This is a genomic window from Litoribacillus peritrichatus (genome assembly GCF_039537985.1).
Classification (GTDB): Bacteria; Pseudomonadota; Gammaproteobacteria; order Pseudomonadales; family Litoribrevibacteraceae; genus Litoribacillus; species Litoribacillus peritrichatus.
This window is the reverse complement of the sequence record NZ_BAABBN010000007.1, coordinates 275,275-296,327: the sequence shown is the minus strand read 5'-3', so window position 1 is coordinate 296,327 and position 21,053 is coordinate 275,275. Positions and strand designations below refer to the sequence as shown.

Annotated in this window: 15 protein-coding genes; 9 read left to right on the top strand and 6 right to left on the bottom strand. The window is 45.6% G+C overall.

Features of this window, described 5'->3' with window-relative positions:
- Window positions 1-33 precede the first annotated feature (33 nt).
- Window positions 34-3,753: a hypothetical protein gene (locus ABD744_RS11045; RefSeq protein ID WP_344798467.1), complete on the bottom strand. Its 3,720-nt coding sequence runs from the start codon at window positions 3,751-3,753 to the stop codon at window positions 34-36.
- A gap of 213 nt (window positions 3,754-3,966) precedes the next feature.
- On the opposite strand from ABD744_RS11045, the gene ABD744_RS11040 reads away from it, so the two are divergent.
- From ABD744_RS11040 to gshB, 3 genes are all read left to right on the top strand, one after another.
- Window positions 3,967-4,926, top strand: coding sequence for an ABC transporter substrate-binding protein (locus tag ABD744_RS11040; protein WP_344798465.1), 960 nt, complete (start codon window positions 3,967-3,969; stop codon window positions 4,924-4,926).
- A 150-nt stretch (window positions 4,927-5,076) separates the two neighbouring features.
- Window positions 5,077-5,922, top strand: a complete 846-nt coding sequence (locus ABD744_RS11035) for a crotonase/enoyl-CoA hydratase family protein (protein ID WP_344798463.1) — start codon at window positions 5,077-5,079, stop codon at window positions 5,920-5,922.
- Window positions 5,923-6,029: 107 nt separating this feature from the next.
- Entirely contained in the window at window positions 6,030-7,070 is a 1,041-nt protein-coding gene (gene gshB, locus ABD744_RS11030; RefSeq protein ID WP_344798461.1) for a glutathione synthase, read from the top strand.
- 39 nt (window positions 7,071-7,109) lie between these two features.
- Here gshB and ABD744_RS11025 read toward each other — a convergent pair whose 3' ends face one another.
- Complete coding sequence (locus ABD744_RS11025; protein ID WP_344798459.1) at window positions 7,110-7,544, bottom strand: hypothetical protein; 435 nt, start codon at window positions 7,542-7,544, stop codon at window positions 7,110-7,112.
- A 64-nt stretch (window positions 7,545-7,608) separates the two neighbouring features.
- Here ABD744_RS11025 and ABD744_RS11020 point away from each other — a divergent pair, with 64 nt between their 5' ends.
- The 4 genes from ABD744_RS11020 (at window position 7,609) to ABD744_RS11005 (ending at window position 13,987) form a co-directional block, all read left to right on the top strand.
- Window positions 7,609-9,558 (top strand): DNA topoisomerase III, encoded by a 1,950-nt coding sequence (locus ABD744_RS11020; protein WP_344798457.1) that lies wholly within the window; start codon window positions 7,609-7,611, stop codon window positions 9,556-9,558.
- A 175-nt stretch (window positions 9,559-9,733) separates the two neighbouring features.
- Window positions 9,734-11,353 (top strand): alkaline phosphatase, encoded by a 1,620-nt coding sequence (locus ABD744_RS11015; protein ID WP_344798455.1) that lies wholly within the window; start codon window positions 9,734-9,736, stop codon window positions 11,351-11,353.
- 228 nt (window positions 11,354-11,581) lie between these two features.
- Complete coding sequence (locus tag ABD744_RS11010) at window positions 11,582-13,624, top strand: oxidoreductase (protein WP_344798453.1); 2,043 nt, start codon at window positions 11,582-11,584, stop codon at window positions 13,622-13,624.
- A 123-nt stretch (window positions 13,625-13,747) separates the two neighbouring features.
- On the top strand, window positions 13,748-13,987 hold the full coding sequence (locus tag ABD744_RS11005; RefSeq protein WP_344798451.1) for a ribosomal protein L7/L12: 240 nt from the start codon (window positions 13,748-13,750) through the stop codon (window positions 13,985-13,987).
- A gap of 47 nt (window positions 13,988-14,034) precedes the next feature.
- On the opposite strand, the gene ABD744_RS11000 is transcribed toward ABD744_RS11005, so the two are convergent.
- Together ABD744_RS11000 and ABD744_RS10995 are read right to left on the bottom strand one after the other, a co-directional pair.
- Complete coding sequence (locus ABD744_RS11000; RefSeq protein ID WP_344798449.1) at window positions 14,035-14,829, bottom strand: substrate-binding periplasmic protein; 795 nt, start codon at window positions 14,827-14,829, stop codon at window positions 14,035-14,037.
- A gap of 137 nt (window positions 14,830-14,966) precedes the next feature.
- Window positions 14,967-15,383 carry a hypothetical protein gene (locus ABD744_RS10995; protein ID WP_344798447.1) on the bottom strand — a complete coding sequence of 139 codons (417 nt, stop codon included), beginning with the start codon at window positions 15,381-15,383 and terminating at the stop codon, window positions 14,967-14,969.
- A gap of 109 nt (window positions 15,384-15,492) precedes the next feature.
- Here ABD744_RS10995 and ABD744_RS10990 point away from each other — a divergent pair, with 109 nt between their 5' ends.
- Complete coding sequence (locus tag ABD744_RS10990) at window positions 15,493-16,059, top strand: NADPH-dependent FMN reductase (protein ID WP_344798445.1); 567 nt, start codon at window positions 15,493-15,495, stop codon at window positions 16,057-16,059.
- Between the two features lie 4 nt (window positions 16,060-16,063).
- Here ABD744_RS10990 and ABD744_RS10985 read toward each other — a convergent pair whose 3' ends face one another.
- Window positions 16,064-17,878: a GMC oxidoreductase gene (locus ABD744_RS10985; protein WP_344798443.1), complete on the bottom strand. Its 1,815-nt coding sequence runs from the start codon at window positions 17,876-17,878 to the stop codon at window positions 16,064-16,066.
- 174 nt (window positions 17,879-18,052) lie between these two features.
- On the opposite strand from ABD744_RS10985, the gene ABD744_RS10980 reads away from it, so the two are divergent.
- On the top strand, window positions 18,053-18,736 hold the full coding sequence (locus ABD744_RS10980) for a DNA-3-methyladenine glycosylase I (RefSeq protein WP_344798441.1): 684 nt from the start codon (window positions 18,053-18,055) through the stop codon (window positions 18,734-18,736).
- Window positions 18,737-18,790: 54 nt separating this feature from the next.
- On the opposite strand, the gene ABD744_RS10975 is transcribed toward ABD744_RS10980, so the two are convergent.
- Window positions 18,791-20,872 carry a TonB-dependent receptor plug domain-containing protein gene (locus ABD744_RS10975; RefSeq protein WP_344798439.1) on the bottom strand — a complete coding sequence of 694 codons (2,082 nt, stop codon included), beginning with the start codon at window positions 20,870-20,872 and terminating at the stop codon, window positions 18,791-18,793.
- Window positions 20,873-21,053: the final 181 nt, after the last annotated feature.

Sequence of the window (21,053 nt, the reverse complement as noted above, 5' to 3'; positions counted from 1 at the left end):
GGGGCTTTTTTAGCCCCTTATTTATCAGTTTTATTATCTGGTCATATACATAGCTTCATTTGTACCGAAGACTAAACTATTATTATCTTTTCCGTAACGTAAACTTCTGTCAGGAACAACACCCACTAAATCAGGACTAGACCAGATTTTTTGGCCTGTTTTAGATGAGTACAACCCGACATTGTACTTATCTTGATAATAATTATTATTTGAATGACTCGATGTCCTGGTTGTAGAGGCTACCAATAAATTACATAAACCTGGTTTACAACCTTTTTTAATGGTGATATCAATAACTTGATCAGTCACTGCTATTTCCTCTATTACCTCAAGAGAAGTGTTAAAATATTTAACTGCCGAAAAACGATCAGACCTTTGAAGGTATTCACTCCAAGAATAACCATAATAACCTAAGCACAGAATGTCTTTCGACTCTTTCGAGATAACATTACCAACGAGTAGTCTTTTACATTCTTGATTTACAGTTGCTGTATTGGTAAATCTATTCTCTGTATTTGTCCAGAGATAGATTCTACTCGATACATAAATAACAACATCTAAATCCCCATCTGAATCAACATCATCTACAACAAAATCTTTAATTGATCCATTCGATGGGCTCGTCCATAAAATCGACTCAGCTACCGTATCTCGTATTATTAATTGACTATTATCTGAATAAATAACTTCCGACACGTCGTCATTGTTAAAATCATGCGCTGTCACATGCCTAATATTATTGCTATGCTCTCCGGAACTCCAAATTTCAGCATATGAATCTAAGTCAACTAGGTTAACCGCGCCGCTATAGGTTTGCGTAAAAAATAAAAGCTCAACATTACCATCAGAGTTGTAATCGACAAGCTCACCATAACCATCAGAATGACCTGAGCTCAGACGAGAGCTTAATTCAATATTTCCTTCTGCATCCATAGTTATCAATCGCTGACCCGTTTGACTATTACTTGCGTGAGGAACTAAAAAAGCCGCCTCACCGTTCAACGGCGGTAGATCAGAGACACCTAACGCTATAAATTTATTAAAGTTAGGTAGATGGTCTCGATTATCTATAATTTCAGGGTCATCAAGTGAAATATCAGCCATATAAAGACTGTTATTTGAGATATCATGTAAAACCAGATCTTTTGTTCTGTCACCAATCACACCTAAACCCACTATGTTTAAACGCGAGCCTAGGTTCGTATTAAAAGAATATGAATTAGAAAAACCTTGATTATAGTCAAGAATTGCTAGTTTATTGTATGAAAAACAATTAGACGTCACCACTTCCAAGGCACTGTCTTCATCTAAATTCAACGCTTTAATGGAACAAGAAGAATGACTCCAGCCACTCTCAGTATACGAAGCCATTATTGAGCGAGATTGCGCATCTAATACTTCAAGAATCCGGCCTTGAGACTTATACACTAAGATTTCATCTATACCATCCCCATTAATATCGCCTACATCATTAGTGTTTCCGAATCCGTCTGAATAGAACCATTGATTGTCCAAATGCTGACCATCAAAAACATGACCTGTTTTTAACACAACTTCAAGGTATGCGTCATTATCCACATTACCTACTTTAATGGTTCCTGCATTTCCTTGAAAAGCAGCAGTTGAAGCTACTTCAAATGTACCCATATTAATAACATGGATTTCACCTGAACTATAATTACTATATGAAGACTCGCTGACTGAAAGAACTAACTCATTCACATCATCATTATTTAAATCGGCATACTCAGCCGAATATATATACTCAGTTTCATAGCTGTATACTTTTCTGGCAATAGAAGACAAATCATCCAGAACAAAAATCTCTTTTTGAGTCACCACAATTAATTCCGGTGTTGGATCATTATCTAACTCCCCGGATAACACAGTAACAATGCGATGCTCCGTATCTAGCGCAAATGGATACATCCAATCTTGCTGAAAAAAACCGTCCTTATATTCGGCCGTATAAAACTTTCCTTTAGAGTCATGTAAAAGAAGTTCATCAACATCATCCCCATCAAAATCAGCAGCAATGAGATCCTGAGAATTAGTCATCAGATCCAAACCGGATTTAACTATCGGACGTTTCGCAGGATTCCCTTTCACTAAAACGTTCTGAACATCACCAACAGGAAGGCCTTCTGCATCAGCAAACTGAAAATGCACGTTTTGATCAACACCAAACTCTATGGTTTCAGCTTGCCAGGAGACATTACCTTGCTCGTCGATGGTCATCCCTGACGGGCCAAAATATAAATTAGGAATCAGAGAGGGTTCTTCACTGTCCGGGTCTGTAATTTGTGCTGAAAATTGCACACTTGCGTTTTGTTCAACAGATACGGGTATATTAGAAACCGTAATAACTGCGGGTGCATCACCCACAGTCAAAGATTTAAACTGCGTGTAAACAATATTCACACCATCACTGACACGACCCCTTACTGAAACACTGTCCCCTTTCTTTGCAGTACCGGCCGATAGAACGTTTGATGTTTCTATTACCGATTCGTTATTAATCAACCACTGATAACTGAGAGTTAGCTCTTGGTTTTCAGGGTCGGAATACCCATAAGATTCAACTTCAATTTCATCTAGGGTATTAACATCTGACGTTATAAATCTGACATTACCTGCCGCAGGAGGCAGACTTAGTTCTTCAGAAGCCACAAAACTGATTTGCTCACCGTCATAGTTTGCGGTTCTTAAAGTCTCGTCATCCAAATAAATACCTAAGGCCGACTCCCCTTCAATATTTGAATCAACTTGAAGTTTGATATTAGAGTCTTGAAACTCAACAGAAACCAAAGACTCATTTTCACCTATCAGGTTTATGGTTCCACCTATAAATGTTCTCCAATTCTTAGTTAATGTTTGCGGGGTGGAAATTGAAACAGAACCAGAATCGGATAAACTCAGAGACCCTTGGATTGAAACTTGCTCATTGGAGTTGGCATAAATGGTTGTTGTAGCATAGTCTTCAAATTTGAGTGACCTACCGCTATCCATGTTCTTAATGACATAATTATTCAAAGTAACATTCGGCTCGATAGCATTTTGTACCTCAATCCAGCCATTCATGGAAAAAGTACCGATATATTCTTTTGTTACTAAATTTTCATAATGATAAACAACGTTCGTACCTTCCGAATCCAAATAAGACACGACGATTCGTCCGCTGACTACAGTTCCGTTCATTTCACAGTCGGTGTATTCAGTAACCACATTTCCAACACCAAACTCATCAAACTGCCTAAGCGAATTGCTACTGCCTGTGCGACATAAATGATTCAGTTGATTATTACTTATTGAAACACCACCTGACGCTGCCTTCGCGCTTAAGTCTTGCTGTCGTAACGCATAAGAATACGAATGCAATGTATCATCGAGAGAAACAGAGGCACTCGTTGCTCCCAGTTCGATGGGCTCAAACCCCGTCACCTGTTTTTCAGAAAGCAGCAATTTTAAATCTTCACCGTAAGCGGCGCTGGCAAAGTCCAGAGCGTTGGCTTCATTAAGAGAAGCTTCCTGGCTCTCGCCCACATAATGCTCGTCTACCATTGCGGCAAAAGCGACCTTCAATTCCTCCGAAGGCATTTCAAGTAATTCTTGATTACTAAAGCTAGGTTTAGCTGTACTCGGCGCGTCAGAGCTACTGCCCCCGCCTCCACCACCACATGCGGTCAGCACGAAGGGTAGTGTTAATATTACCCACTTGGTATTGATTCCCTTCTTAAATTTAACGTCCTTCACTTAATTACCTCTTGGCTTATAGCTCATATTTCAATCAATTGCGCCAAATAATAAACTCTGTAGTCCACTTTTCCAAACAATACTGTGCAGTAGAGAAATAAAGTAAACACCCAAGCGCCAACAGATGGTTCTTATGACCCATTAAAAAGTATTATTTCGCAATTAAAAGTTAACTATACTTATCAACCTGAGCCTCTCATAACCGAGCTCTTTATGTATAAATATCTCTATCACAGCCGCATATCGCTCTGTTTATTACTGTCTTTTTGCTCATTACTTTCTCTTAGCAAGCCAGTCTTTGCCGACGACCCTGTCACCCTTTTAAAACTGGACTGGTCCAGCCAACAGGTACTGAGCCACATTGCAGGTGAACTCTTAACAGAAAAAGGGATCGCCGTGGACTACATTCAAGCCAGGGCCAACGGCCAATGGTTTTTGTTAAGTAGTGGTTCTGCAGATGTCCAAATGGAGGTTTGGGAAGGGTCTATGGCCAAGCAATTTGAACGGCAAGTGCAACAAGGTCGTGTCGTTGATGCCGGAGACCATAATACCATTACCCGAGAAGAATGGTGGTTTCCAGCCTATGTCACCCAGTTGTGCCCTGGACTGCCGAATTGGCAAGCGCTCAACGCCTGTGCATCTCTGTTCGCCACACCAGACTCCGACGGCAAAGGCGTTTATTACACCGGCCCTTGGGAAAAGCCCGACCGAGCTCGTATTCATGCCTTAAACCTTAACTATACAGTCATTGAGCTGAAGGACGGCCCAGCCATCAACCAAGTTCTGACTCAAGCCATTGCAAAGCAACAACCCATTCTTATTTTTAACTGGACTCCGAACTGGGTTGAGGTCATCCACGAAGGTGCTTTTGTCGAGTTCCCACCCTATGATCCGGCATGTGAAAGTGATCCTGGTTGGGGAATAAATAACCAATATCCCTGGGATTGCGGCAACCCCTCCGGAGGCTGGCTAAAAAAGGCAATCTCTGCACAACTTCCCAAAAAATCCCCTTGCGCAGCCAAGCTCATTAAAGCAATGGTGTTCACCAATCAGGACATTGCAGAAATCACTTTGCAGGTTGATATCAACAACCTCTCGGTGGAAGCAGCAGCGAAGCACTGGCTTGAAAACAATGATGATCGCAAAACGCAATGGTTAACCCTTTGTGACTGATTCGCACAACAGGCTTACACCCAAAATCTGACACCGAGCCTGACATTGACACAGGTTAAGTTTGATCGTATCTTCTTTAACACCAATATTTACACTGTATAGTTAACTGTTTCTGAACGAACACTGACACGCCATTCGGGAGAAAGGTCCATGGAATTAAAAAGCTTAAAAGTTGAAATCAAAGACCACATAGCTCATGTAATTTTGAATCGCCCGGATGCGTTAAACGCCATGAATATCGACTTTTGGCGGGAGTTCCGAGGCGTCATTGAAGAAATAGACGCTAAGGCTGAAGCCAGAGTCATTGTTTTATCCTCAACCGGTAAACACTTTTGCGCAGGTATGGACCTTTCCGTATTCAGTAACCCAAAAGCTCTGCCCACCAAAGGTGACCCCGCCCGTATGGCTGAAAGCCTGAGACGTTTGGTGTTGGATTTACAAGACGTATTTAATGTTCTGGAAAGTGCCCGTATGCCGGTTTTGTCGGCCATTCACGGCGGTTGCATCGGAGGCGCTGTGGATATGATATGTGCCACCGACAGCCGATACTGTACCGAAGATGCGTTTTTCACCATCAAAGAAACACAATTGGGCATGACCGCCGACCTGGGCACCTTGCAACGCTTTCCTAAATTAGTCCCCGGAGGCATCGCTCGTGAACTTGCTTACACCGGCCGAAAATTCTCTGCCCAAGAAGCGAAAGAAATGGGTTTTGTGAACCGGGTATTCGAAACTCAGGAAGCCTTATTAGAGGGAGTAATGACCGTCGCAAAACAGATTGCCGAACAATCCCCAATGGCTGTGGCAGGCTGCAAAGAAATGATTAACTTCAGCCGAGATCATTCCATAGCAGACAGTTTAAAGTACATGGCAACCTGGCAGTCAGGGATGTTCCGCCCCAACGACATGATGAAAAGTTTTGCCGCCAACGCTCAAAAAACCACCGCTGATTTTGAGCCAATTTTACCGAAAAAAACGCTGTTTGAGGATTTATAAGCCATTTTAACGTTTGCAGTAAATATCCGTATAAATTGCTTTTCAAAGTCGTGTTTCTGGAGTTAAATTGAAGTCCATTTAACTCTATAATTTGTGAGATCACGACTTTGTACATCGGATTTATCATCAATGCCTGGGAAGACATCGAGCCGGGCAAAAGTGCGACGCTTTCGATTATCCAGGAATGCATCACCCGTAAGCATAAGGTAGCGGTTTTGTACCCACAGAACCTGACCGTCAGGGAGAACATTGTTCATGGTTTCGTCAAAATCATCGACCCTCTGGACCGTGTACCCGATAAATACGACAGCTTTTATCGTAAGGTAACTTTTCAGGAAAAAATGGTGCCGCTGCATGCGTTTGATGCTTTGTTTATTCGCAAAGACCCTCCATTAGACCCGATTCTGCTCAACTTTTTGGACTCCATAAAAAATGAAACCGTGGTATTGAATGATGTTGACGGCTTACGCAAAGCCAGCAACAAACTGTACACCACCACCTTTCACGATCCGAACAACACCTTTTTACCCATTACCCACGTTTCCAAGAACAAGGATTACTTGCGCCGAGTCGTCAAGGACTCCAACAAAGACAAAATGATTTTGAAACCGCTGGATGGCTCAGGTGGTCGTGGTGTCATCGTCCTGGAGAAAAACGCACAATCCAATATCAACTCCCTGCTGGATTTCTACATCAGTGGCCAAGGCAACAGTAACTACGTAATTCTTCAGGAGTTTCTGGAAGGAGCGGAAGAAGGCGACGTTCGGGTACTGATGCTGAACGGCAAGTTCATTGGCGCCTACCAAAGAAAACCGGCAGAAGGCGATATCCGGGCCAACATTCAACAAGGCGGCTCTGCTCATAAGTACGTCATGACAGAAAGCCAACTGCATGTATGTAAGAAAGTCGGGCCAAAACTTGCTGCCGATGGCTTATTCCTAGTTGGCCTGGATATGATCGGCGATAAGATTTTAGAAGTAAACGTTTGCAACCCTGGCGGCATTACCAACATCAATCGACTCAATAAAGTCAAACTTCAGAGACAAGTAGTGGACGAAATTGAGGAAAAGGTTAATGAAAAGCAAGAACAACGCGCCGAGTTGGAGTTTTTAATTAAACGCCTCAACGACATCCGAAATCAACACTAGAAAATGATTCCTAGTGACTAAATACCAGGGTCAACGAAACTAACGTTTGGCCCTGACCTTTCGGGTATACACTATTCTTTTCCCAAACAACGCCTTACGATTATAAGTCACAAACGAGCCCAATAACGGTAACCAAGCCAGCATAAACGTCGCAAATTCATTCAACATGTGCAAATCGAACCAGGCAACCCACACCGAACCTTCCAACCCATAAAACAGCACCAGACTCAGCAGCGTAAAACTGATGCCATAGTCCAATTCAGCGATATCATCCGACTGACCATACTCCACCAGGTTGGCCTGACACTTAGGACAAAGAAAACCCTCTTCGTAGCCCTCTTTAAAACCATCCACAGCATCGGTGCACTTAAAACACTGTCCACAACCAGCACATTGATATTGTTCTGTTATTCGTCGAATCATCTGGCTTTCCGGCCCTGCCTGTCTGTCGAAGTCACAAGATGATTCTAACAAACATTGAACACCTGGCTCCATTTGGTTATATTGCAAAGATACTGTTTATTTATACATAAGAATCATGATTTTATACATCGCCGAAAAACCAAGTCTGGGCAGAGCCATCGCCAACGCACTGCCAAAACCTCATAAAAAAGAAGACGGTTTCATTCGTGTCGGCAACGGCGATTGCGTCAGTTGGTGCATTGGCCACCTTCTCGAACAAGCTGAACCCGATGCTTACGGCAGCCAATATAAATCATGGAAAATGGATACCTTGCCGATCATTCCTGAACAGTGGGCATTAAAAGCCAAAACCAAAACCCGTAAACAACTCAGCGTCCTCAGAAAGCTCATCAAGGAAGCCGACGCATTAGTACACGCAGGCGACCCGGATCGCGAAGGTCAGCTGTTGGTCGATGAAGTCATTAATTTTCTGAAAACCCCAAAAACCAAACAGGCAAACACTCAACGTTTATTAGTCAATGACCTCAACCCTCCTGCCATCAAAAAAGCCTTGTCGGATTTACGACCTAATCGCGATTTTATTCCGTTATCGACCTCGGCCTTAGCACGCTCGCGTGCGGATTGGTTGTACGGCATTAACATGACCCGCGCCTACACACTGCAAGGCCGTCAAGCCGGTTTCAACAGTGTGCTCTCTGTTGGCCGGGTGCAAACGCCTATTTTGGGGTTAGTCGCAAAACGGGATGAAGAGATTGAACACTTTGTCTCCAAGCCGTTTTATGAGGTCTTGGCTCATTTAGAAACCGAACAGAAAGAAGCGTTTACTGCCAAATGGCAACCCAGCGAAGCCTGCCAGCCCTACATGGATGAAGACAACCGGGTTCTCTCCAAGCCCTTAGCTGAAAATGTGGTGCAGCGGATCAGCCACCAACCCGCGACCGTTAAACGTTTTGAGAACAAACAGAAACAACAGGCACAGCCATTACCCTACAATTTATCGAGCCTTCAAATTGACGCGTCTAAGCGATTCAACATGTCCGCTCAACAAACGCTGGACACCTGCCAAAGCTTGTACGAGAAACATAACCTGATCACCTACCCCCGATCGGACAACCGTTATTTACCGACAGAACACCACGCACAGGCTTCCTCCGTATTAGCAGCCATAGAACACAACCAGGGCGCAACCTCAGAAGTCGTCCAAAACGCCAACCCGGATATCAAAACCAAAGCCTGGAACAGCAATAAAGTAGAAGCGCACCACGCTATTATTCCCACAGAAAAACGTACTCAGCCAAACAAACTGTCTCAAGCCGAACAAAACATATATCAGTTGATCAGTCGCCAGTATTTGGCTTTGTTCTATCCCGTCTATAAGTACGCCGAACGCAGTGCTGAAATCGAAATTCAACAAGGAAAGTTCAGCGCTAAATCTAAACAAGATCTTGATTTGGGCTGGAAACAACTGTTCCCTTCGGCTTCTAAAAATTTAACCGAAGAAGCGCCCACCCTCATTCCCGAATTAGCGCCCGGGCAACCTCTGCAAAGCCTTCAGGCTCAACTGCTTGAGAAAAACACTCAGCCACCCCAGCATTTCACCGATGCCACCTTGTTAAGCGCCATGACCGGCATTGCCCGATACGTCAAAGACCCGGCCATTCGTAAAATACTGCGAGAAACCGATGGCCTTGGCACAGAAGCCACCCGCTCAGGCATCATCGAATTATTATTTAAACGTAAGTTTCTAAGTCGCTCCGGCAAACAGATTCGTGCCACAGACACCGGCAAACAGTTAATTCAAGCCCTGCCGGACAGTGCTTCCACTCCAGACATGACCGCACAATGGGAGGCGACTCTCAATGCCATCAGCCAAAAAGACGCGTCTTACCACGCCTTCATGACGCCACTGAGTCAACAACTGCACCAATTGATTGAGCAAGCCAAAAATACGACCATGGCGCCAATGACCCCAATCAAAAACGCACCAAATAAATACAAATCAAGCCAAAGAGTACGAAATAAGTACCAGAAAAAATCTACTTCACCTCGTAAAAAAGCGTCTTAAACGACGTTTCCCATAGCCGATTCATCCCATCTTAAGTCCGTTATTGAATAATCATTCAACAAAAGCTTTACTGTCATCAAATTGACATCAAAATATTGTTTTTTGGACATCAAATTGCAATACGCTTCACGTTAATAAGAAGTAAATCAACGCTATACCCAACAGGGAAGACTCTATGAATACCAATTTTAAACTCAAGAAGACCTTTGCTCTGACCGGTCTTTTATCCTCCGTTATTTTATTTGCTGGTTGTCAAACCGCAGAGAAGTCAGAACCCCAGGCTGACGCTAAAGTCAAAAATGTGATCATGATGATTGGTGACGGCATGGGCCCACAACAAGTGGGCTTGCTTCAGGAATACGCGACCAATGCACCAAACTCCATCTACAAAGACGCTCCAACAGGTATCAGTAAGTTCATGGAAGCAGGTGTTGTGGGGTTATCACAACATAACCCGGCTTATAACATCGTTGTAGATTCCGCCAGCTCTGCATCTCAGTTAGCCACAGGGGTTCCGTCTCCTTCCGAATCCGTTGGTTTGGACGCGCAAGGCAACCCAGCTGAAACCATTCTGGAACTGGCTCAAAAATCAGGCAAAGCCACCGGCTTGGTGTCTGACACTCGCCTGACCCACGCAACTCCGGCTTCTTTTGCTGCCCACCGAGCGCATCGCTCTTTGGAAAACAGAATCGCCGAAGACATGTTAGAAACCAAAGCAGACGTCATGCTATCGGGTGGCCTTCGTCACTGGATTCCGAAAAGTGCCAACGACAAGGGCGAGTTGTATCAACAGCTGACCAAGCGTACCGACGGTACAGTGAAAATTAAATCCAAACGAAAAGATGAGAAAAACTTACTGACCGAAGCCGAACAATCGGGTTACCAGGTTGCACTGACTCGCGCCGAACTGGATTCCGTGAAAGACGGCAAACTACTAGGCTTATTCGCTTACTCTGGAATGGCGGATGGAATCCAACACACACTGAACAAAGACAACCCGGCACGTACTCAGCCAACGCTGAAAGAAATGACGGAAAAAGCGCTGAATATTTTGTCACAAGATCCGGACGGCTTCTTCCTGATGATCGAAGGCGGCCGTATTGACTGGGCTGGCCACGACAACGATGCTTCCACCATGTTGCATGAAATGCTGAAATTTGACGAAACCATCAACTACGTTTACGAGTGGGTCAAAGACCGTAACGACACCTTAGTGGTTATTACGGCTGACCATGAAACCGGCGGTTTCGGTTTCTCATATACCCGTGCCAACATACCTTCACCGGAAGCACTGAACGGCGAAGGCTTTAAAGAGCAAGCCTATAAGCCAAACTTCAACTTCGGTTCATTCGACATTCTGGACAAGATGTACGCTCAGAAAATGAGCTACCCGGACATGTTCTCTGCGTTCTCAAAAACCGACAAAACCGCTGCGGACTTGATGAAAATCGTCAATGAAAACAGCGCTTTCGACATCACACTGGCACAAGCGGAAGAAATCCTGGCGTCTGAGCCAAACTTCTATCAGGTGGACGACCACAAATACCTGAGCGCAAAAAGCTTCCCGAAAGTGAGCGACTTCAAAGCATTCTATGTTTACGGTGAAGAAGTTCGTCATGACCTGCTTGGTCGTGCGGTTGCTGAAGAACAAAACGTCATCTGGGGAACAGGAACGCACACCAGCACACCGGTACCAGTGATTGCGTTCGGTCCGGAATCTGCATCCAAGCAATTTGGTAAAATGATTCACCACACAGACCTTGGCCGTATGGCTAAAGAAGTGGTTGCTAACTAATCTCGTATACAAACGGTTAGAAAGTCTCTTTTTTTAAGAGGCTTACCGTTGGGTAAAGCCTGAACAGGCCTTACCCAACCTCTCATCTTCTGCTAATCAAATTATCTCTCCGATGTCAATTACATATGATGTCGCTTTCCCGCATACGATCTGTATAGTTAGCCTGATATAAATTCGTCTGAATTATTGATCTATCAACATCGAACAACTAAAAACGAGCTTGATGAAATGAACAAACATTACCCGAATCTACTGCAACCGTTGGATCTAGGTTTTACCACATTAAAGAACCGCGTCATCATGGGTTCTATGCACACTGGCCTGGAAGACCGCTTCTACCACATTGAAAAATTAGCAGCGTATTTTGCTGAACGTGCTCGTGGTGGTGTTGGTTTATCAATCACAGGCGGTTATTCACCAAACCGTCGTGGTGAGTTATTACCGCTTGGTTCACGCATGGACAACAAAATGACGGCCCTTTTACACCGTCGCGTTACCTCTGCGGTGCACAATGAAGGCGGTAAGATTGCCCTTCAGCTGCTTCACGCCGGTCGATATGGCTACACCCCTTACAGTGTGTCTGCTTCCAATAAAAAATCGCCAATTACGCCGTTCAAACCAAGCAAACTTTCTGGCAAACAAATCGAGAAAACCATTGCTGATTACGCCAATGCTGCAAAAATGGCGCAATACGCCAACTACGACGGCATTGAAATCATGGCTTCGGAAGGTTACCTGATTAACCAATTCCTGACCGAGCGTGTGAATGACCGTAAAGACAAATGGGGTGGCAGCGCCGAAAACCGTATGCGCTTCGCAATCGAAACTGTAAAGGCCGTTCGTAAAGCCGTCGGTGAAAAGTTCATCATCGTTTATCGTATGTCATTGATGGACATGGTTGAAGGCGGCCAGAGCTGGGACGAAGTAGCCGCCCTGGCCAAGGAAATCGAAAAAGCCGGTGTAAACATCATCAACACAGGTATCGGCTGGCACGAAGCCCGCATTCCGACCATCGTAACCTCCGTACCTCGTGCTGCGTTCTCTTTTGCGACAGCAAAGCTTAAAAACGAAGTAAACATTCCGGTCTGTGCAAGTAACCGTATTAATACCCCGGAAATTGCCGAAGGCATCATCGCTAACGGCGAAGCGGATATGGTTTCTATGGCGCGTCCTTTATTGGCCGATCCGTTCTTCGTCGCCAAAGCCGAAGCAGGCAAGGCAGACGAAATCAACACCTGCATTGCATGTAATCAGGCATGTTTGGATCACACCTTCCAGATGAAGCGTGCTTCTTGTTTGGTCAACCCGCGAGCGTGTCACGAAACCGAGCTTCGTTATCTTCCAACCCAGGATAAGAAGAAAGTTGCGGTGATTGGTTCAGGTCCTGCGGGCATGGCCTCTTCCACAGTTTTGGCGGAACGCGGCCATGATGTCACCTTGTTCGACGCAGATGACAAGATCGGAGGCCAGTTCAACATTGCCAAGCAAGTGCCGGGTAAAGACGACTTCAACGAAACCATGCGTTACTTCGGTAAAATGATCGAAAAATATGGTGTTAAAGTCCAACTGAATACATTTGTTTCTGCTGATGACCTAATCAAAGAGGGCTTTGACGAAGTCATCGTCGCAACCGGTATCACGCCTCGTAAGCCTGGTATCCCGGGCGTAGATCACGATAAAGTCATGTCTTACCTAGACGTCCTTCGCGATAAAAAGCCCGTCGGTAAAAAAGTCGCCATCATCGGTGCTGGCGGCATCGGTTTCGACGTGGGTGAATACCTGGTACACAGCCACGCCGGAGATGCCGAAGCAGAAAAGCAGCAGTGGTATAAAGAATGGGGCGTGGACACTTCGCTTGAAAACCGTTCAGCGTTGGCTCAACCTGAAGTACTGCCAGCAGAGCGTGAAGTATTCTTACTGCAGCGTAAAGAAAGCTCTGTGGGTAAAAACCTGGGGAAAACTTCCGGCTGGGTTCACCGTGCTACATTGAAGCAAAAAGACGTAACTATGATTCCAGGTTGCAGCTATGACCTCATCGACGACAAAGGTCTTCACATCACCGTCGATGGCGAAAAGCGCATTCTGGACGTCGACAACATCATCATGTGTGCAGGCCAAACATCTAACCGCTCGTTAGCAGATGATCTGATCGCCGCCGGTGCCGAAGATAAAGGCATGAAAGTGCATGTTATCGGTGGTGCCGACGTTGCCGCAGAACTGGACGCAAAACGCGCCATCAACCAAGGCTCTCGCCTGGCAGCAGAGATTTAATTCTCAGCTAGGCAAGAACTTAAAGTGGAACTTCGGTTCCACTTTTAAATCCTCCCTATTTTTTTCTCAGCACGACTGTTTATACTCTGTAAAGAACGCCACTCATAAACCAGAGCAATCAAAATGAACGACCTTTCTCCTGAAGTTACTGACGCAATCAATCGCGGCCGTAAGATTGAAGCCATTAAAATACTGCGCGAACAACAAAATTTGGGGCTTAAAGAAGCAAAGGACATCATTGATCAATACATCACAGACAACCCCGATAAACTCTCTACTCATGCGAACCCAAAAGGAAAGTTGAGCTGGTCACTGATTATGATGGTTATTATTTTAGCGGCGATATTTTGGGTGAACAGATAAAAATGAGAGTGTTCAAAACACCGTGTCAGCTAATAAACTTGAAAAGGTTATTTGCCTCGGTATCTTTCTTTGCCGAACTTTTCTTTTGCTAACATCCATTTACGATAAATTCTTTCAATAGCACCAGACTCGACCAGTTGCGCCATTCTGCTATCAAAAATTGTAAGCAGCTCTTCTGATCTGGCCGTATTAGAGTAAGCCAAATAAAGCTTGCTCCCTAACTTAACAACTTTCATTTCAAAATCTTTTACTAAAGAAATCTCAAGTTCATGAGCCGCTTTTCTGATCCCGGATTCATAGTCCAATAGCCCATCTACCCGACCATGATTTACCATTGATAATCCCTGCTTGACGTTCCTTATCTCAAAACTGTTCACAGAAAAGTCCTTCAAGAACGATTGGTCGAAGTCGTATCCACTGATCCAGGCCAAACTTGTATGTTCTAGTGTTTGAATTCCCTCTTTGGCCCAATTTGGCAGACGATCCTTTTTGAAAACAATCATCACAGGGTCCTCTACACTTATATGCCATTCAGGGTAAAGGAACTCTTTTCCATCTTTTTCTTGTGAGTAATAGGCCCCTAAAACAGCGTCTGCTTTTTTTTCTGCCACCGCTAACAGCGCACGTTTCCAAGGGACTATTCTCGTATTTACTCTGATACCTATTGGCTCATAAACTTCTTTGACCACTTCCCAATAAACACCACTTCCGTCTTTATTGGTATAACCTTCCCAGTCTTCGCATAAGACCTCTATGGAAGTAACCGGATCTGCCGATCCATGTACAACCGAAAATTGAGCCAACCCCAAAACAGCAAGAAAAATAGGTAGCAAAGTCCTCAAGCACCCACCCCTTAGGAATACAACTTTTATTCTGAACAAGTCTCCATAAAGAGTAGCAACCTTTTAGCCAAACAGTGCTTTATAGTTGATAGCATCATCAAAAGACCATGCAACCCCAGGTCAGGCATGAAAAAGAATTAATTCCAGGACGCCAAACAGCCGTCTCTGAAATACAAATACAGGGAGGAATCAGAATACTGATACACCCATTGTTCCATCCCGCCAGAATCACGGTTCACGACCGCAGGCTTACCTCTCGCTTTAATCACGTCCGACGCCATCATGCCTTTTTCAATGTCGTTTTTAATGATCATACGTCGTAATTTGGTGGAGTTAATAAACACACACGGTGATGCGGAATCATCCGAAGTGACTAATGCATTCTGCATCGCTGCCTGCCGGTCTTTCAGCGCTCTGATCTCCTGAACGCTTAGTTCTTGATAATCCTTTGAGCCGGCATACACGCCCTGAACAATGAATCCTTGAGACAGGGTCAGCAACAGCGCCCAACCAAATAATTTTTTACTCCGAAACACCTTTAATCTCCAGTTCATAACTTTCTCCTTCCGTTGGACATCCTTTGATTATACTAGTTCTGTCACTCATCCGTTTCTCAGCATCCGGTAGACAACACACAACGTCAATACGACTAAGGAAAAGATCATGACAAAAATACTGGCATTTTCTGGCAGTACTCGCACAGATTCAGTGAATTCAAAGCTCGTCAAGATCGCCGCCGAAGGCGCCAAACAGGCTGGCGCAGAGGTGTCCGTCGTCGATTTGGCCGATTATCCGATGCCGATTTTTAATCAGGATTTAGAGGCCAGTCAAGGCGTACCAGAGCCCGCCAAACAATTTAAAAAATTGCTGATGGAGCACGACGGCTTGTTGATTGCCTCACCAGAGTACAACAGCGCCTTCAGCCCGCTCCTCAAAAACGTCATTGACTGGGCCTCTCGTGCCACGGAAGACAACGAGCCGCCGCTCGTCGCTTACCAAGGAAAGTCAGCCTGTATTATGTCGGCCTCACCAGGCGGTCTGGGAGGGCTTAGAGGACTGGTTTTCTTAAGGATGTTGTTAGCAAACCTCGGAATTCTGGTATTGCCAGAACAACAGGCCATTGCTCAGGCATTCAAAGCGTTTGACGAACACGGTCAGCTCATCGACCCCGCCCAACAACAAAGTATTTTAAGGTTAGGGTCGAATTTAGCCGCGCACTTACAAAGGTAACGGCTTAGTTCGTTCCGGAGGAAATATGAATAACGTTTGCATCCTCCGCAGCCTGTGAACGCTTAATGGCTTCAGCCAGCAAGTCTCCTTCGCCGTCCAGGGCAGACACCATGCCCGGTAACGGCTTGGAAAACTGTACGTGCGCCTTATGCTCACAACCTTCTTTCTCTGGAACATGCGACATTGCAAACTCGCTCAGTGCTAAAATGGTTAACGAAGGATTCACCGCTAAGTTCCCCGGAATGACGGAACCGTCCAGCACACGCAGCCCCTGATAACCAAACACTTCTCCGGACTCATTGACCACGCCGTCTTTAGCACTTTTGCCTATCGGTACACCACCCATGATATGAGCAGTGACCGGCGTATTGACCAAAATATCCAGCGCCACATTACCCACTTCACCCTGGGATTTTTCGGCGTATTTCCGAGCCACCTTTTGGCCAACGTCAAAATAAGTGGTCAGCTTTTGGTCGCCCGCTTCCTGTTCAATGGTTAAACGCTTTCGAAACAGCTTAGTCCAGGCTCTCTTCCATTTTGCATGCACGTAACTGTCTGCACTCTGCATGATCATCAGCACATTATTGCGCTTGGCTTTGCCTACCGGGTTAATCAGTTTCAGGGTGGTCAACGGTTGCATAATCATATTGATCAACAAGCGAATTCCCCGGGGAATCCCGCCTGCATCCGTCAGAGGTACCATACCAAAGCTGAGCCAGGCAGAATCCGAGCCTTTATTAAATCGAACCGGTTCGATGGTGGTAATGTCATCTGGCTTAAAAGAAGAAGTAATCGCCAGACCTTTTGAAATATCCGCTTCTTTGAATGTATTTTTAGTATCAAAACCCACCGAATAAAAGGTTTCGGAGTTGGTGCGCACCTGTCGACCAATCAAATCCGAGATATTGGTCAAAGTACCTTGTTTGTATTTGCTGGCCATCAATAAATTTAATGACCCCACCACCCCAGCAGAAAGCACCACACCTTTGGTTCGAATGCGATACGTCTCACCAAACCAGCCGGTGGATGTTTTCACTGTTAATTCATAACCACCGGAGCCATCGCGTTCTCCATTCTCACCTGGCAAAGGTTCAATCCGCGTAACCTGTGATTCCGAGCGAATTTCAGCGCCATTTTTTTCTGCAAAATACAGATAATTTTTTTCTAACGTATTCTTGGCATTTTTGGGGCACCCCACCATACACCGGGCGCATAAATTACAGGCCGCTCGCTCAGGCCCTTCACCGGAAAAATACGGTTCCGCTTTGTTGTCGGCGGCTTGATATTGATCTTCGTAATAGACCCCGGTATCCACCAGCTCATAGGTATCTTCCCGCCCCATATCCTGGGCAACTTCTTTCAGCAGCTTATCCGCCACCCCTTCGTAACGGCCTTCACTGGTGCCTAACATTCGCTGAGCCAACCCGTAATAAGGTAACAATACGTCGTACCAGTTTTTGCGGGTTCGGGTCCATTGTTCCGACTCAAAGATGGTTTTATTAGGAATGTAATGGGTATTGGCGTAAATCAGAGAGCCACCACCCACACCAGACCCATGAATGGCCACTACTTTGCGGGTAAACGACATCTGCCATGGGCCGGTGAAACCAATTTTAGGTGCCCACAGGTATTTTTTGAAATTCCAGTTGGACGAGGGAAAATCCTGATCCTGCCAGCGCTTCCCTTTCTCAAGTACGAGTACCTTGTAACCTTTTTCGGTCAGGCGCAGTGCACTGCACGAACCACCAAAACCAGAACCGATGACCACCTGATCATAATCAAATTGAGTATTTATCGTCTCTGAGTGTTGCTGGTTCATACTTCTTTCCCCACACGGTAAAATCTTTTGGAACCTTCTTTCGTTATAGTGTTCTAGAAGGCATTCTATTATCGTTATTATTTGATTATTTCTTGAACCACAGGACGCCGTCAATCAAAAACTGAGTAATTACTCTAATTTATCGCCATATGGTAAGTTCCAGGACGAATCCCCATGACCAGTTTTAATAGCATTTACCAAAACGCCATTGAGCAAAAGGGCTCCGAAGCCAACCTGAAAGCACTGATCAAAGGCCGATATTCGTATCAGCCACACACCATTTCGGACATCAATAACATCACGGATGACCGCTATTTATCCACCATCAGCCTGCGCATCTTCCGGGCCGGATTAAAACACAGCTTGGTGGACGCCAAATGGCCGGCGTTTGAAAAAGCCTTTCACAACTTTAATATCCTTGGCAACGCACACCTCAGTGACGATGCCATTGCAGAACACATGCAGAACACCGACTTGATCCGTCATTTGGGCAAAATTAAAGCCATTCGAATCAATGCAGGCATGATCCTTCACGCCTCTGAAGAGCACGGCAGTTTTGCTCAATTCATCCGGCAATGGCCGGAAAATGACGTCATCGGATTATGGGCCTATCTGAAAAAACACGGCTCTCAGTTAGGTGGCGTGTCCGGCGCCTATGTATTAAGAATGACGGGCAGAGATACCTTCATGTTCACCAATGACGTAGTAACCGCGCTCATTGCTCGAAAGATCATCGATAAGAAACCCACCGCCCAACGCGATTTACTGGCCGTCCAGGAAAAATTTAATCAATGGCGGGAAGAGTCCGGCTGGTCTTACGCAGACCTCAGTTTATTACTGGCACTCACGGTCGGCTAACGCTAGGGAGCTTCTGAACAAGTCCGCTCTATCTCTGCGGGTGCTAGAGGCTCCCTAGAAGTCAAGCTCGACGCCTGCCATCCACAGACTGTCCAAACGATCCATGTACTGCAACTGTGGCTGGCGGCTATTCACCAGATTTCGACCATTGATGAACACGCTGCCCACGCGATGAAATTGATAGCTCAGCTTCGTGTTTAAGATCCAACGACTGTCTTCTTGGTAGACCGAATCGTCCAAGGTTCGCTCGTCCAACATACGGTAATCAAACGCTTGCTCATCCAGATAGTAAGCATTTACATTCCAGTTCCAAACGGCCGTAGGCCGGTAATTAACAACCACACCGCCATAATAAGTCGGGGTACCTTTGTGATGCCGGTCTTCCAGCGTTCCCGTAAACGTAGGGGCATCGTTCAAGTCCGTGTTTTGTGCAGTGACATAAACGTGGCTGGAAACCTGCGAACTCCAGGACGATTGCCAGGACAAAGTACTGCCGATGATCCTGGCCTTCAACCTGAGCGTCTCAAACTTTGAGTCGGTCACGACCACACCATTGTCTACGGAGATGTCGGTCTCAATATCCGGATAGGAGTCTGCTTGCATAACAAACAACTCCCAGTCCAGATTGTGACCTTCCCGAATACGATACCGAAAACCGACTTCACCGCTTTCGATAGTGGTCAGCGCCATATTGTCATTGCCCTGAAATTTTAGTCTGCGATTGCTGCTCGGCATGACATCGGCATTCACATTCGTTTCAATAAAAAACGGGCTTTGATAGGCTCGGCCCAAATAAGCCCGACCATTCAGATCATCACTTATTTGATAATTCATTCCCCCTGAAAAGGACCAGAAAACATCGTTCGGCGTTTCAAAATAATCACCTCGAACGGCCGCTGTTACACGCAGTTTCGAATTCAACTGATGATGCAGTTGGCTGAACAGCGCGCTGTTAAACTGATCTGCTTTACCATTATGCCCTAAGAAGCCGGATTTATACTCTGTGCCACTCAGCGCGCCACCCAGCGTCAAAGACGAGGTGCCATCTGACCAGGTTTTATGCTCCAACGTTGTGTCGTACACCTGATAGTCAAAATCAAACCCCATAACCGATAACGCCACCAATTCACCCTGCTTCACACTACCAGCCCAATGCAGTGCCTGGCTGTCGTAGACCGCACTCAAATACTGATGCTGACTTTTATAACTGCCCAAAGGCGTTGCTCTGCTGTCGTGAAAAACTGACTGGTAGCTCGAATGAGCAAGGCCTGCTGACAACCTTAACGATTGACCCGCAGCGGGCGTCATATCCAAAAAAAGATTCAGTCCTTGTTTATCAAGGGATAAGCGCTGATCAGGATAACGCTTATCCAGCTCGGTAAGGGGTAGGTCGGTCACTAATGAATTCACCGATGCCAAAGGCCGGTAACCCAAGGCATCAAAACTGTAATATTGATCGTCACTTCGATCCCGTTGGCTGCGATGAAATGACCCGGAAAAAGCCGCCGTATCGCTCAACTTAGAAGAAAATCGCGCCCGTAAATCTTCACTGTGATTTTCACCCCGGGCAACACTGACATGGTTGGCTTCCTCAAACGCATCCTGAGTAATGAAGTGAATCACACCGGAAGCGGCGTTTGCGCCGTACAAAGAACCGGATGACCCCCGCACCAACTCAATTCGGGCAAGATCATGCAACTCAATAGGCAATTCTTGCCAAATCACAGCACCATTGAAGTAATTATAAACCGGCCTGTGATCAATCATGACCAACGCCGATTTGTTGAACATATCCGGATAACCTTTATTGGGTGGAACACTGTCCAACCCACGGATATGCACATCATAATGACCGCTAGCCATTTCCCGAACGATCACTCCGGGCATCAGTCTTAATGCTTCGGGTAAACTGGTGACACCACTCTGTCGAATTTGCTGCTGGGTTAATACGGAGGTGGATACGGTCACCCGGGACAACCGCTGAGCTCGACGCCCCGGAGTCACCACCGAAATATTCATCAGCTCTTCGAAATCAGCCTCCAACAACTGATCGAAGTCCAGTTCATCGCCATGTAACCAAGCCGTGTTGAAAATCAAAAAGGCGACCAGGCAAGCCTTCAAAATAAACAATCCCATAATGAGCCGTCTATTTTCGTTAACGTCACTTCACTATAGTAGAAATTTACAGAAGGCTATTTACAGAAGATTTTTACAGACGGTTTTTTACAGACCTAGCTAGCAGGCTGTTGATTTCGTTATCGAGGCAGGACTAACAAGGCAAAATCAGACGAAAAAGCGGAGTCAGTGTGCCCCTTGG

Bases quoted from the DNA above. Each gene is read 5' to 3' on its own strand.
- ABD744_RS10990 (WP_344798445.1), top strand. From the start codon at position 15,493: ATGACAAAAATACTGGCATTTTCTGGCAGTACTCGCACAGATTCAGTG.
- ABD744_RS10985 (WP_344798443.1), bottom strand. From the start codon at position 17,878: ATGAACCAGCAACACTCAGAGACGATAAATACTCAATTTGATTATGAT.
- ABD744_RS10980 (WP_344798441.1), top strand. From the start codon at position 18,053: ATGACCAGTTTTAATAGCATTTACCAAAACGCCATTGAGCAAAAGGGC.
- ABD744_RS11020 (WP_344798457.1), top strand. From the start codon at position 7,609: ATGATTTTATACATCGCCGAAAAACCAAGTCTGGGCAGAGCCATCGCC.
- ABD744_RS10995 (WP_344798447.1), bottom strand. From the start codon at position 15,383: ATGAACTGGAGATTAAAGGTGTTTCGGAGTAAAAAATTATTTGGTTGG.
- ABD744_RS11005 (WP_344798451.1), top strand. From the start codon at position 13,748: ATGAACGACCTTTCTCCTGAAGTTACTGACGCAATCAATCGCGGCCGT.
- ABD744_RS11015 (WP_344798455.1), top strand. From the start codon at position 9,734: ATGAATACCAATTTTAAACTCAAGAAGACCTTTGCTCTGACCGGTCTT.
- ABD744_RS11035 (WP_344798463.1), top strand. From the start codon at position 5,077: ATGGAATTAAAAAGCTTAAAAGTTGAAATCAAAGACCACATAGCTCAT.
- ABD744_RS11040 (WP_344798465.1), top strand. From the start codon at position 3,967: ATGTATAAATATCTCTATCACAGCCGCATATCGCTCTGTTTATTACTG.
- ABD744_RS10975 (WP_344798439.1), bottom strand. From the start codon at position 20,872: ATGGGATTGTTTATTTTGAAGGCTTGCCTGGTCGCCTTTTTGATTTTC.
- ABD744_RS11010 (WP_344798453.1), top strand. From the start codon at position 11,582: ATGAACAAACATTACCCGAATCTACTGCAACCGTTGGATCTAGGTTTT.